15 protein-coding genes are annotated in these 13411 nt (G+C 52.2%); 7 read left to right on the top strand and 8 right to left on the bottom strand.

From position 1 onward, the window contains the following. Window positions 1–2 precede the first annotated feature (2 nt). The 3 genes from argE (at window position 3) to ACR9YC_RS03500 (ending at window position 3030) form a co-directional block, all read left to right on the top strand. A complete protein-coding gene (gene argE / locus ACR9YC_RS03510) occupies window positions 3–1193 on the top strand; it encodes an acetylornithine deacetylase (RefSeq protein ID WP_438729917.1) in 1191 nt (396 codons plus the stop codon). Between the two features lie 5 nt (window positions 1194–1198). Continuing rightward, window positions 1199–1837: a glutathione binding-like protein gene (locus tag ACR9YC_RS03505; RefSeq protein WP_438729914.1), complete on the top strand. Its 639-nt coding sequence runs from the start codon at window positions 1199–1201 to the stop codon at window positions 1835–1837. Window positions 1838–1929: 92 nt separating this feature from the next. Continuing rightward, entirely contained in the window at window positions 1930–3030 is a 1101-nt protein-coding gene (locus ACR9YC_RS03500; RefSeq protein ID WP_438729911.1) for a fatty acid desaturase family protein, read from the top strand. Between the two features lie 12 nt (window positions 3031–3042). On the opposite strand, the gene ACR9YC_RS03495 is transcribed toward ACR9YC_RS03500, so the two are convergent. From ACR9YC_RS03495 to ACR9YC_RS03485, 3 genes are read right to left on the bottom strand one after another with little or no spacing between them, the layout of a single operon-like run. Then, window positions 3043–3531 carry an asparaginase domain-containing protein gene (locus ACR9YC_RS03495; RefSeq protein WP_438729908.1) on the bottom strand — a complete coding sequence of 163 codons (489 nt, stop codon included), beginning with the start codon at window positions 3529–3531 and terminating at the stop codon, window positions 3043–3045. Continuing rightward, window positions 3528–4340: a prolipoprotein diacylglyceryl transferase gene (lgt, locus tag ACR9YC_RS03490; protein WP_438729904.1), complete on the bottom strand. Its 813-nt coding sequence runs from the start codon at window positions 4338–4340 to the stop codon at window positions 3528–3530. The genes ACR9YC_RS03495 and lgt overlap by 4 nt, the downstream gene beginning before the upstream one ends. A gap of 40 nt (window positions 4341–4380) precedes the next feature. Continuing rightward, window positions 4381–5952, bottom strand: coding sequence for a lysine--tRNA ligase (locus ACR9YC_RS03485; RefSeq protein WP_438731578.1), 1572 nt, complete (start codon window positions 5950–5952; stop codon window positions 4381–4383). 66 nt (window positions 5953–6018) lie between these two features. Between ACR9YC_RS03485 and ACR9YC_RS03480 the strand changes: the two genes are divergently transcribed. Next, window positions 6019–8802 carry an ATP-dependent DNA helicase gene (locus ACR9YC_RS03480; RefSeq protein ID WP_438729901.1) on the top strand — a complete coding sequence of 928 codons (2784 nt, stop codon included), beginning with the start codon at window positions 6019–6021 and terminating at the stop codon, window positions 8800–8802. After that, entirely contained in the window at window positions 8799–9326 is a 528-nt protein-coding gene (locus ACR9YC_RS03475) for a SixA phosphatase family protein (protein ID WP_438729898.1), read from the top strand. Before ACR9YC_RS03480 ends, ACR9YC_RS03475 begins: the two co-directional genes overlap by 4 nt. A 31-nt stretch (window positions 9327–9357) precedes the next feature. Here ACR9YC_RS03475 and ACR9YC_RS03470 read toward each other — a convergent pair whose 3' ends face one another. From ACR9YC_RS03470 to rpmF, 5 genes are all read right to left on the bottom strand, one after another. Then, on the bottom strand, window positions 9358–9726 hold the full coding sequence (locus ACR9YC_RS03470; protein ID WP_438729895.1) for a MerR family transcriptional regulator: 369 nt from the start codon (window positions 9724–9726) through the stop codon (window positions 9358–9360). Window positions 9727–9773: 47 nt separating this feature from the next. After that, the gene (locus ACR9YC_RS03465; RefSeq protein ID WP_438729891.1) at window positions 9774–10073 is read right to left on the bottom strand and encodes an integration host factor subunit alpha; all 300 of its coding nucleotides are present in this window, start codon (window positions 10071–10073) and stop codon (window positions 9774–9776) included. 116 nt (window positions 10074–10189) lie between these two features. Next, window positions 10190–11167: a beta-ketoacyl-ACP synthase III gene (locus tag ACR9YC_RS03460; RefSeq protein WP_438729888.1), complete on the bottom strand. Its 978-nt coding sequence runs from the start codon at window positions 11165–11167 to the stop codon at window positions 10190–10192. Beyond that, entirely contained in the window at window positions 11164–12258 is a 1095-nt protein-coding gene (gene plsX, locus ACR9YC_RS03455; RefSeq protein ID WP_438729885.1) for a phosphate acyltransferase PlsX, read from the bottom strand. Before plsX ends, ACR9YC_RS03460 begins: the two co-directional genes overlap by 4 nt. A gap of 70 nt (window positions 12259–12328) precedes the next feature. Next, on the bottom strand, window positions 12329–12508 hold the full coding sequence (rpmF, locus tag ACR9YC_RS03450) for a 50S ribosomal protein L32 (RefSeq protein ID WP_438729882.1): 180 nt from the start codon (window positions 12506–12508) through the stop codon (window positions 12329–12331). 258 nt (window positions 12509–12766) lie between these two features. Here rpmF and ACR9YC_RS03445 point away from each other — a divergent pair, with 258 nt between their 5' ends. Then, on the top strand, window positions 12767–13165 hold the full coding sequence (locus tag ACR9YC_RS03445; protein WP_438729879.1) for an MAPEG family protein: 399 nt from the start codon (window positions 12767–12769) through the stop codon (window positions 13163–13165). A 47-nt stretch (window positions 13166–13212) separates the two neighbouring features. Beyond that, entirely contained in the window at window positions 13213–13410 is a 198-nt protein-coding gene (locus ACR9YC_RS03440) for a hypothetical protein (RefSeq protein ID WP_438729876.1), read from the top strand. Window position 13411 lies beyond the last annotated feature (1 nt).

The following is a 13411-nucleotide window of genomic DNA, read 5'->3' as shown; positions in this document are numbered from 1 at the left end:
ATATGAACAAAAGCCATAACCGTTCGGCGTCCTTGGATATGCGCAAAGTGCTTTCCATTCTGGAAACGCTGATAGCGTTCGACACAACATCGCGGCACAGCAATTTGGCACTTGTCAAATGGGTTGAGGACTATCTCTCCAGCCATGGCATAGAAAGCCACCGCGTCAGCAATGCAGATGGGAGCAAGGCCAATCTTTATGCCACTATCGGCCCTGCGGTCGCTGGCGGTGTAATATTATCAGGCCATAGCGATGTGGTGCCGATAGACGGACAAAATTGGTCCAGCGATCCATGGACGTTGACGCAGCGAACAGTGAATGGCGAAGAGCGGCTCTTTGGCCGAGGCACATCTGACATGAAGGGATTTATCGCGCTGGCTCTGGCCGCTGTACCTTTGTTCACATCATGCAGCAAACCGGTCCATCTGGCCTTTAGCTATGATGAGGAAGTGGGCTGCACAGGTGCACCGGCAATGATCGCTCAGCTGGCAGAAACACTGCCACAGCCGAAACTGGCCATTGTTGGCGAGCCAAGCTCCATGCAGGTGATAAACGGGCATAAAGGCATTGCTGTATATGAGCTGGTGGTGACAGGTCATGAAGCGCACAGTTCTTTGACGCATTTGGGAATATCCGCCAATCATATCGCGGTTGAATTGATGGCGCAGTTAATGGCGCTATCGGATGATCTGGCCGCACACCCACCGGCATCAAGCGGTTTCAATCCTCCGCATGCGACCCTGACCATCGGGCAGATGCATGGCGGAACTGCTGCAAATATTCTGGCTGGTGAAGCGCGTGTGTCATTTGATCTGCGCACGCCGCCGGGGCTGGATGCCAACGCCATATTAGAACCGTTTCGCGGGCAATGCGACGCTATACACGCCCTCATCAGTACACGCTTTCCCGAATGCACCGTGCAGCTGACAGAAATTGCCAATGCCCCGCCAATGGGGCCTTTGGCTGGGGAAGATAATGAAGCCTTTGTGCGAGCACTGAGCGGCAATAATGAACCGTCCGGCGTTGTGCCTTATGCCACAGAGGGCGGCCAGTTTCAGGCTGCGGGCTTTCCGACGCTGATCTGTGGTCCGGGTTCTATAGAGCAGGCCCATCAGCCGGATGAATGGATCGCGCTCGAACAAATACAGCGCGGCGCGGTCTTTATGGAACGTTTGGCAGAGGCATTACGCTAGATAGAATGGAAAATTCGCCAGCAAAATTACCCCTTCTCTACCACGCACCCATGGCCTGTTCGCTCGCGGTCAGAATAGCCGCTGCCAAAGGGAATGTGCCGATTGAACTGGCTATAGTCGATCTCAACACGCATAGGCTGGCCGATGGCAGTGACTATTATGCCATCAACCCTATAGGCCAAGTGTCAACACTCCAGCTTCCTAATGGAAACTTGCTCTTCGAAAATATTGCCTGTCTTTTATGGGTGCAAAATCAATCGCCCAATATCAGCTTTCGTCGACCGCCAGAGCATCCCGACTCTATTTTCTTGATCCGTTGGCTCAGCTTTGTCTCAACACAATTGCATCAACAGATATTCCGCATCGTCTTTTACGATGAAGCCGATGCCGCAGTGAAAGACAATATCCGCGCGCTGGCTCCTGATCGACTGGCATTGCTGGACGGGCATCTTCACAATCGCAAATGGTTGCTGGGCGGAGAATTTAGCGCGGCCGATGCTTATCTGGTCTGGGCGCTTGGCCTTACCCGTAAGGCTGGTCTCGACATAACGCCCCATCACTCTCTCACGCGATATTGGGAGCAAGCCTTAGCCGATAGCGATATTGCAGACATTATTGCGGATGATACGCTGCGAAAGGCGTAAAAAACCTAATGCCGTAGCGTATTTTGCGTGGCGCGCCGTGCATGGTATAATGCTATTTGTGATATTTGAAAAGCAACAGAGGCTTTAACATTATGCCAGCCGTAAAGGCAGCCAATCCTAAAGCCATTTTTGGCAATGACACATGGCTTATGCTGACACGCGTTTCGCCGTGGCGGGGGCTTGCTCTGATTGCACATGCATGGGCGATAGCCGCACTAACTGCTACGCTCACTGCCTTGCTATGGCAGTTTAGCTGGCCACTCGCTTTGTTGGCGATGCCATTTGCGATCATCATCGTTGGCGGGCGGCAATTGGGCTTGGCGATATTGATGCACGAGGCTGCGCATGGACTGACCCATAAAAAGCGGGCCATAAACAACTTTTGGGGTGACTGGATAGCAGGGGCCGCCACGGGCGCAGACCTACAGGCTTACCGCGCCTATCACCTCACCCATCATCGTTATACGCAGCAACTGGAAGACCCTGACCTGCCCTTGTCGCAGCCTTTCCCTGTTTCTAAAGACAGCCTGCGCCGCAAGATTATCCGTGACCTCACTGGACAGACCTTTTTCAAACAGCGCATGGCACAGTTTGCCATGGCTTATAAAGGATTAGCGGCGATGCTGAGGCCGGCAGTTTCCAATAGCTTACAAAAGCGCGACACGCAGGCCGGAACCGTTTTTAACCGCAGCGTGCGCACCAATACTGAAACACGCAATGGCGTTTCTGCGCCTGTCATTGATGAAGCAGGGGCTATAGCCATGGCGAAAAGTGTCGGGCGGTTTTTGGCTGTGCAAATAGTGCTCTTAGTGCTGGCTATCAGTCTATTAGGGCCAATTGGCGGCGCCATTGCTTATGGCATATGGTTTACAGCATTAGCGACGACGTTTCCGCTCTTTCTGCGCATTCGCAACATTGCTGAACATGCCTGCACCGCGACTGGCAGTGATGACCCATTCAGCCATGCACGCACAACCTATGCCGGATTACTGGCCCGCATGACTGTCGCGCCCTATTGGGTCAATTATCATGCAGAGCATCATCTGTTTATGGCTGTGCCGTGTTATAATCTGGCCAAGGCGCATGCGCTGCTATTAGAGAAAAACTATGGCCCGCGCATGACCATTGCCCAGGGTTATGGCGAAGTATTGCAGCAAATATCGTCAGGGCAAAGCGAGCCAGCCACGGCTTAATCCACAGTCATTTTACGGGTTTTCTACAAACCGGCCGGCTTCACGATCTTTGCGCGTGATCGCTGGGTCAAATATCTGACCATTCATCGCAACATAGACACCATGCGGCAGGGTCTGCACGGCGGCAAAAGCAAAGCCGACATTAAAAGCCGCATCGCTGTTCTTTATCCGGGCGGGCTGTAATGAGCCGGTCAGCACAATCGTCTTGTTCTTTATACCAGCCAGCTTTTTGCCCGTTTCAACCATGGTATCAGTGCCATGCGTGATCAATATATGCTCCGCTTCACTCGCCATGACGGCATCATAGATCGCAGCGCGGTCTTCTGCGGTAAGCTCCAGACTGTCTTTGCGCATCAGCTGTGTTACACGGTGCTGTGCATAGACGTTATTTTCAGCCAGAATATCACTCAATGTTGTCGGACCGACATGAAATTCGGACAAGGCATCAAAATAGACTTTGTCGATTGTGCCACCCGTTGTGAATACGTCTATCAATGTCATCGTTCCTGCGAAAATCCTGCGCGGCTATTATATATCATCCACAGCGCGGCGAGCAGCAACGGTATTGTCAATGTCTGACCCATCGTCAAACCAGTGGATAATATGCCCAAATTGCGATCAGGTTCCCGGAAAAATTCAAGTATGAAGCGCGATGCGCCCATGATGACGACAAACACGCCGGTCAACAAGCCAGGCTTATTGCGCGCATCTGTGCGCCAGAAAAGCCATGTCATGACGATAAGCAGGAAAAGACCTTCAAAGCCGGCCTGATAGAGCTGGCTGGGATGGCGTGGTTCGGGGCCGGCGGCTGCAAAGATAATCCCCCAACTGCCATCTGTGGGCCGCCCCCATAACTCACCATTTACAAAATTGGCCAGCCGCCCGAACATATGCCCCAAGGGGTAAACACAGGCGATATAATCCCCGATCCGCAGCCAGCTAAGCGCCCGTTTGCGCGCAAAAACCAGGATCGCAATAATCACGCCTGCCATGCCGCCATGGAAAGACATTCCGCCGTTCCAAAAGGCCAGTATTTTGAGCGGTTCGGCTATAAATTCTGCGGGTGAATAGAAGAAGACATAGCCCAAACGGCCGCCCACAATAATGCCGAGAAATGCCCAGATGATAAAATCGTCGACATCTTCATCGGTCATAGGCGCGTTTGAACGTTTCAGCATCTGCCGCAACATCCACCAACCGATAAAGAGGCCGGACATGTAGGCAAGGCTATACCAGCGTAAGGTATAGCCAGCGATGGTTACAATGTCCGGCGAAAGGCCAAGATCATCAAATTGAATGATAGAGTCCACCTTCACATCCTCTCATCAGCCAGAAACTCTAGCACAAAATTTAGTTAGCCAGAGCTTCCGCGATCAGTTTGCGGCTATTATCCACGCCATATAGCGCAATGAAGCTACCCATACGCGGCCCCTGTTCGCTGCCCAACAAAGTCTCATAAAGCGCCTTGAACCAGTCGCGCAGATTATCAAACCCGCCTTCTTTGCCTATGGTATAGATAATTGTCTGAATAGCCTCAGCCTCTGTCTCGGCTGTCAGTCCGGCCAGTTCATCATCCAACCGTTGCAATGCTGCGACCTCAATACCTTCAGGCTTACGCCGCTTCAGCGTTGGCGCGATGAAATCACGGGTATAGGCCAAGGCATTGTCGATCAGCCCATCCATATCAGGATAGCGCTCAGGTGACGCGTCTGGCGCATATTGCTGCAAATAGCCCCAGACAGCATCTTTTTCGACATCACCCATGACACCGACCAGATTGAGCAACAAACCAAATGTCACTGGAATGGTATCGCTAGGCACTGGCTCACCCCGTGCTGCATGGACATGATGCACAGGATTGCCGAGTTGCTTATCAGCAGCTTGTTCATGCCAATTGGCGCGAAACTGAAAATAATCATCTACTGCACGCGGGATCACGCCCAGATGCAATTGCTTCGCCGCTTTGGGGTCACGGAAGATGTAAAAGGCAAGACTTTCCTCGCTACCATAGCGCAACCAATCCTCTATGCTGAGGCCATTGCCCTTGGACTTGGAGATTTTCTCGCCCTTTTCATCAAGGAACATCTCGTAAATCATGCCATCAGGTTTGCGCGCGCCCAGCACTTTGGCAATTTTGCCCGATTGCACGCCGCTATCGGTCAAATCTTTGCCATACATTTCATAATCTACGCCCAGCGCGGTCCAGCGCATCGCCCAATCGACCTTCCATTGCAGCTTTGCACCGCCGGACAGGATATTATGCTCCAATACTTCACCGTCACTATCAGTGAAACGCACCAGACCAGCCTGCGCATCCAGCACCTCAACTGGTACTTGCAACACATGGCCGGTTTTCGGGCTGATGGGCAGAACAGGTGAATAGGTCGCCTGCCGTTCTTTGCCCAATGTTGGCAGCATGATATCCATAATCTGCTGATAACGGGCCAGAACCAGCTTCAACGTATCGTCAAACGCACCGGAGCGATATTGCTCGGTCGATGACATGAAATCATAGTCAAAGCCATATTGGTCCAAAAACTGGCGCAGCAAAGCATTGTTATGCGCGGCAAAGCTCTCAAACTTTTCATAAGGGTCAGGAACCTGCGTCAGCGGTTTGTGCAGATGCTCCGCGAGCATATCCTGATTGGGCACATTGCCCGGCACTTTACGAAAACCATCCATGTCATCAGAAAATGCAATCAACTGTGTCGGATTACCGGTCAGCACTTCATAAGCCTTACGCACCATTGTTGTGCGCAGAACCTCGTTAAACGTACCGATATGCGGCAGGCCTGACGGGCCGTAGCCGGTTTCAAACAACATAGGCTTGCCATCAGGTTTGGGCGCAGGCACACCGCGTTCACCGCGATAGCGTTTCAGCAATTTGCGTGCCTCTTCAAAAGGCCAGGCTTTTGAGGTCATCGCTTCTTCGCTGTAATCACGCACTTCTCTGTTTCCTTTTCGTTCTGTATCGGGCAATCACATATTGTGACGAACAATTCCCTACCCTTCCCTGCACTTTATGCAAGCCATAGCGGCATCTGGCTGGCCGATATTTCCGGAAGTTGTCGCCGCATAGCACGCGGTGAGGCCGTTGGTATGGCTGCCGAAACGCCATTGATTGTCCTCAATGCTGTGCTGACCGGGCAAAGATTAGGCTATGCTGATCTGTCCGGCCTTGATCTGCTGGAGCTATTTGCCTTTGTCCACCCTGCACAATTTTGTGTGCCAACACCGGCGGGTCTGTTCAAAAGACTAGGTATGGCCGCAGCATCATCGCCAGCACCAGCCGATGATATGATCGCCCCGATGCTGCGTGAGGCAGCGTCACATTTGCTCAGCGCTATGGATGTACCCAATTGGCCAGAGCGCGAGGGCGCTTGGTCAAGTGCACAGGCCCTGCACCGCCATCGCTGGAGCTGGAGCAGCGAGGTTTTGAAACGGCTCAAAAAGCCGGAACATGCTGAAAAATGGCTATTCTCTCGCTTGACCGAGTGGGAGGAGGAACCACCACCGGCTGCGCCGCGCGGCGTAGTGCTGGACGATCAGGACATTATTGAACATCTCGATTTACTAACCGGAGAAGGCGCAGAAAAACGAGAGGGACAGCAAATTTACGCCCGTCATGCCGGAGCAGTGTTCCGCCCGCGCGAGCAGCGAGGCAGCCCCAATATGTTATTGGCAGAGGCAGGCACGGGCATCGGCAAAACGCTGGGCTATCTAGCGCCCGCATCTTTGTGGTCAGCAGAGACCGGCGGCAGCGTCTGGATATCCACTTATACAAAGGCGCTGCAACGCCAATTGAATAAGGAAACGCAGCGCATTTACCCCGATGCCCATGTCCTGAAACGCAAAGTCGTGGTGCGGAAGGGGCGAGAGAATTATCTCTGCTTACTCAATCTGGAAGATGCGATGCAGGGCGGTTTTTCCGGCAGGCCTGCGATTTTGGCGCAGCTTGTTGCACGCTGGGCTGCCTATAGCCGTGATGGCGATATGATTGGTGGTGATCTGCCAGGCTGGCTGACCACATTGTTCAGGCGGCGCGGCGTAACATCATTAACAGACCGGCGGGGCGAGTGTATTTATGCTGGCTGTCCCCATTACCGCAAATGCTTCATCGAAAAGGCAGTTCGCGCCAGCCAACATGCCGATATTGTGATTGCCAATCACGCACTGGTCATGGTCAATGCCGCCAGAGGACGTGAGGAACAATCGCGCACTGGTCGCATCATCTTTGACGAAGGCCATCATCTGTTTGATGCTGCCGATTCCATGTTTGCTGCCAATCTGACCGGGCAAGAAGCAATTGAAATCCGCCGCTGGGTAATAGGGCCGGAACAGTCTTCCAAGGGACGACGACGCGGACTGGCGGCGCGCCTGTCTGATCTGGCATCCTATGACGAAGAAGGCGGCCGCGCAATTGAGGCAGCACGTGTTGCCGCCAATGCAATGGTCAGCGATGGGTGGTTGCAACGCCTAAACGAAGGGTCGCCGCATGGCGCGATGGAGGAGTTTTTCGCGGCTATACGCGGGCTGGTCTATGCACGCGATGAAAACACCAACAGTGGCAATGATGCCGGCTATAGTCTGGAGACAGAGCTGGCTGAATTGCCGGGCGGTTTTATCGAAGCGGCTGCGAAAACTGCCAATGCGCTCGATGCGCTGCTAAAGCCGCTCATCCAACTCGGCAAAAGGCTAGAAGCCATATTGATTGACGGGCCGGACTGGCTCGACGGACAGGCGCGGGCCCGCGCAGAAGGTGCGCTTAACTCCCTGCAATGGCGCATGGATACGGTGTCCGCATGGCTCAGCATGGTGGCCAGTATTGGCGGGCCGCCACCGCCAGACTTTATCAGCTGGTTGGGCGTAGAGCGTTTTGAAGGCCGCGAATTTGATATCGGCTATTACCGACGCTGGATCGACCCGATGAAACCCTTTGCGGAGATTGTTCTCAAACCGGCCCATGGCGTAATCACAACATCAGCCACATTAAAAACCGGTGATGATTGGGACGGCGCAATGGTACGCAGCGGCGCGGTACATTTGGAACGGCCACCCCAAACCTTTGCCGTGCCCAGCCCGTTTGATTATGCTGCACAAGCAGAAATATTGATCGTTACCGATATCCGCAGAGGTGACATTTCCGGTCTTGCCTCAGCCTATGCGGGGTTAATCCAAGCCTCTGGCGGCGGCGCTCTTGGCCTGTTTACCGCAATAAAAAGGCTGCGCACTGTACATGGCCGTATTGCGGACCGTTTGGCCGAAGAAGGTCTGCCACTTTATGCCCAGCATATTGACCCGATTGATACCGGCACTTTGGTGGATATCTTTCGCGATGAACCGCGGGCCAGCCTGTTGGGCACAGATGCACTGCGCGACGGTGTCGACGTCCCTGGTCATTCGCTGCGACTGGTGGTTATGGAGGGTGTGCCCTGGCCCAAGCCCAATATTCTGCACAAAGCGCGCCGTCTGGCGATGACTGAAAAAGGTGGTGGTAGCGCTTATGATGATGCCATTATCAGGGGGCGGTTGGCACAGGCTTTTGGCCGATTGATCCGTAGTAAAAATGATCGCGGCCAATTCGTCGTCTTGTCGCCTGCCTTTCCATCGCGGCTGTTATCTGCCTTTCCTAAAGGGACAAATATCCGCCGCGTGACCCTTGCCGAATGCCTGCAATCGGTTCAATATAACGCCAGTCTTGCACAGCAATCGCAAGGTGATTCCCAAACTCTATTGAGCGCAAATCTGAACAAGGACGATTTAGGCACATGAAAAAACTAGCCCTTTTTCGTCACGCAAAATCCGATTGGTCCGACGGCGCAACACGTGATTTTGACCGCGCTTTGAATGAACGCGGGCGTGAGGCAGCGGCCTCTATAGGGCGTTATGTCAAACAACAAAGCATGGCCTGTGATCACATCATTGCATCGCCAGCCATTCGCGTGACGGAAACTTTGGAAATTGCACAGCAAGCCTATGGCAAGCCATGGCAGATACATTGGGATAGACGCATCTATCTGGCTTCATCGGCGACGTTGCTCGACCTTATCCACCAACAGGATGATCACTATCAATCGCTTCTTATGGCGGGACACAATCCCGGATTAGAGGATTTGATTTTGGAAACTGTTCCCCTTGGCAGCAATGCACATCGCGACCGCGTAGAAGAGAAATTCCCCACAGGGGCTCTGGCGGTTATCAGCTTTGATTGCGACCATTGGGCCGATATTGCCAATGGCAATGGGGTTTTGGAGAGTTTAATTTTCCCGCGTGAATTGCCGGTTGATATATTGTAGGTGCGTCCTGCTATCTTATCTCACGGAAAATTTACGCCAGCGCCTCTTCCAGCATTTTGCGAATAGACAATAATTCTGCAATCATATCTTTTGTCAATTCACTCTGGCCATCAGCAGCTTTTGCTGGAATGCGCGCATCTGATTTTGACGGGGCGGCCTTAGCCTTGCCGCTTAAAATCTTCTTGGCGCCTTTTATCGTATACCCCTCTTTGTTCAAAAGAGTGTCGATACGGCGCAGCAAAGCAATATCATCCATACGGTAATAACGGCGACCGCCCGAGCGCTTCATGGGTTTCAGGCTAGGAAACTGCTCTTCCCAATAGCGCAGAATATGCGGCTTTAGATCAAGCTCTAGCGAAACTTCACCGATTGTCCGAACGGCATCAGCTGCTTTATTCATCAAAAATGTCCAACTGTTCAAAACCCATCATGGTTTTGGCAGAGAATTTAGCCACCTGCAACTATACGCTGCTTCATCATCTGGCTGGCCCGAAAGGTAAGAACGCGCCTCGACGTGATGGGTACCTCAATACCGGTTTTGGGGTTACGACCTACACGTTCGCCCTTATCGCGCAAAACAAAAGTACCAAAGCCAGAAATTTTCACATTCTCGCCATCGGTTAGCGCTTCGCAAATATGTTCAATGATGGATTCCACGATTTGCGCCGAGTCCGCACGCGAAAGGCCAATCTGTCGATTAATCATATCTGCAAGGTCTGCTCTTGTCAGAGTTCCAATTGAACGCATCTGCTTCTCCTCGGAAAAATTATCGAACCATGAATTGGCACCAAATATTAACGAACCCAAATGAGTTTCGTTCCTTAACTATATCATAAAAATATATAAATGAATATGCATTCATTCTACATTCGTATCAATACAGCACCCCACGTAAATCCACCGCCCATAGCTTCCATGATAATGGTGTCGCCAGCGGTGATGCGGCCATCTTTAACGGCGGTGTCTAGCGCCAGTGGAACAGATGCCGCAGATGTGTTGGCATGTTGGTCAACCGTTATCACTAAACGATCATGCGAAAGGCCGAGTTTCTTTGCCGTTGCGTGTAAAATCCTGGCATTGGCCTGATGCGGAACAACCCAATCAATATCGGCGGATGTTAACCCTGCTGCATCTAATACTTCGGCAATCACAGAGCTTAAATTGGTGACCGCATGACGAAAGACTTCGCGCCCTTGCATCCGCAAATGACCAACCGTCTGGGTCGTAGAAGGACCACCATCCACATATAACAAATCATGCTGCCGACCATCGGCATGCAGGCTGCATGACAAAATACCTTGTGGCTGTTCAGGATTCTCTGCCGCCTGACTTTCCAGAACAACCGCACCTGCGCCATCACCAAATAGCACACATGTCGTTCTGTCATTCCAATCAAGTATCCGGCTAAATGTCTCTGCACCGATCACCAAAGCGGTTTTTGCCTGTCCGGCACGCAGCATGGAATCAGCCACCGTCAGCGCATAGACAAAACCGGAGCAGACAGCGGCTACGTCAAATGCAATTCCGCCATGTGCACCCAGCTTCGCCTGCACCTTTGTTGCTGTTGCGGGAAATGTGTTGTCCGGCGTGGCCGTTGCGACAATGATGAGATCTATCTCATCAGCCTGTTTGCCAGCCGCCTGAAGCGCAGCCACCGCTGCATCATAGGCCAAAGAGGATGTGGTTTCATTCTCATCCGCAATATAGCGTTGCTTGATCCCAGTGCGTTCCTGTATCCAGGTGTCGCTTGTATCAACTTTGGCGGCAAGCTCGTCATTAGTGACCAGCCTTTTGGGCAGTGCGGAACCCGTTCCGGTGATAACAGAGCGCAATCTTGTCACCCATTAGCCCCTGCAGATGGTGAAGATTTGCTACTGTCATTTGCAGCATCGTTGGTAACGTCATTGGTTGCAGCCGCAGACGTCCCTGTTGTTTCCAGATCATCGGTAATCCGCTGAGTCAGATCATTGGCCACCAGACGCGCAGCAACCGCTGCGGCGTTGGCCACACCTTTTTCATCTGCACTGCCATGGCTTTTTACAACGACACCATTTAGCCCCAGAAAGACCGCGCCATTGTGATTATTGGGGTCCAGATGATGACGCAGCAATTCGGTTGCCGGTCGCGAGATCAAGAACCCGAATTTGGAACGCAGCGAACTTGCAAAGCTGCGCTTCAAAATGTCAGTCACAAAACGCGCCGCGCCTTCCACCGATTTCAGAGCAATATTGCCAGTAAAACCGTCAGAGACGATAACATCAATCTCACCCCGGCAAATCTTGTCTGCTTCGGTGAAACCTTCAAACCGCATGGGCAGTGAGGCATTATCACTCAAAATCTGGGCAGCCTCGCGCAGATCATCTGTCCCCTTCATATCCTCTGTGCCGATATTCAATATACGCACTTTTGGCGCTTCATAATCGTAGAGAATACGCGAATAGGCAGCGCCCATAACGGCAAACTGCACCAGATTGCGGGTATTGCATTCTGTATTTGCGCCCAGATCCAGCATGATAACATCATTATCTTGCAGGGTGGGCAATAAGGCCGCGAGTGCCGGCCGATCAATACCGGGAATGGTGCGCAAGGCCAATTTGGCAATCGCCATCAGCGCACCGGTATTACCGGCGCTTAACGCAGCTTGAGCATCACCGTTTTTTACGGCCTGTATAGCCATGCCCATGCTTGTGCCTTTTGACTGGCGTACGGCCTGACTGGGTCGTTCTTCACCAGAAATGGTTTTCTCAGCATGGAGAATATCCGAAGCGGAACGCAGATTGGGGTGCTTATCAAGAGCTTTTTCGATTCGCGGTTGATCACCAACTAACAAAAAGCGGAAGTCATCATGACGGTGCCGCGCCAAGGCAGCACCTGCAAGCATGACAGGGATACCATGATCCCCACCCATCGCATCGACAGCGATTATCGGCATCTATTGCTGACCTCAAACATGTGCATATTCCCGTTGCTTATCGTATAGGGCAAAACGGGCCTACCACCAATTAGTCAGCAGGAGAAATAATTTCCCGACCATTATAATGGCCGCATGCTGTGCACATATGATGTGGACGCTTCAATTCACCGCAATTCGGGCATTCTTGAAAAGCTTCTGCTTTCAAAGCATCATGAGAGCGGCGCATACCGCGTTTCGAGGGCGTTGTTTTTCTCTTGGGGACAGCCATGGCGTCACCTGTTCCAATCTGTTAAAAACTGTAGGTACCAAAATTTTGTGCTGACAACATCCCATCTGTCTGCCTTTGGGCAGGATTCGCTGGGACATTGCTGCGCGTAAGGCGGCGGCTATAGCGGTTTTTTCTAATTGTGCAAGCCTGCTGTCGTGATTTCTTACTGACTTTTCTGTCACCAACCAATTACCGCTTGCCCACGAACTGCGCTCGGTTAAGATCATAACAAACAAAACATATAATAGGGGCATTTCCATGGATCTCAAACTCACTTTAACAATGGCTGCTGCTGCGGCCATTATAAATATCTGGCTTGCCATCCGTATCGGCCAAATTCGCACGAAAGAGAAAATCGGAACGGGCGATGGCGGCAGTGAAGCGCTGATGCGCCGCATGCGGGCGCAGGCAAATTTTGTCGAAAACGCACCCTTTTTTCTTGCCCTTATTGCCGCATTGGAACTGGCGGGCCATGCCAGCCTTGGTCTGTGGATTGTTGGCTATGTCTTTATGGCCGGCCGTATCGCGCATGGCATCGGCATGGATGGCGGTAAGGCACAAATTGGCCGCATGATTGGCACCATCATCACTTTATTGACACTGTTGGGATTAGCCATCTACGCCTTTGTGATTGTGCTGGGTTTTACCCACCATTAAATTGGACCCAGCAATGTGAGTAAGGCCAGTAACATGAAGAGGGAAACATGTTATTCAAACCGAAATGCCCGATTGCACAGGACGAATGGGATTGGCTACTTGCCGGTTTCAAATGGCTAGATAAAGAATTCGGGGCCGATAGCGAACGTAAGCGCAATCTGCATATGGATATCGCAGCAATAGATTTGTTCGAATATGGCGTTACGGCCTATGCAACGCAGCCAGAGCCTCCAGCAGCCCGCTAAG

Source organism: Parasphingorhabdus sp. DH2-15 (assembly GCF_051668705.1).
Lineage (GTDB): Bacteria > Pseudomonadota > Alphaproteobacteria > Sphingomonadales > Sphingomonadaceae > Alterisphingorhabdus.
This window is presented reverse-complemented; position numbering and strand designations above follow the sequence as displayed.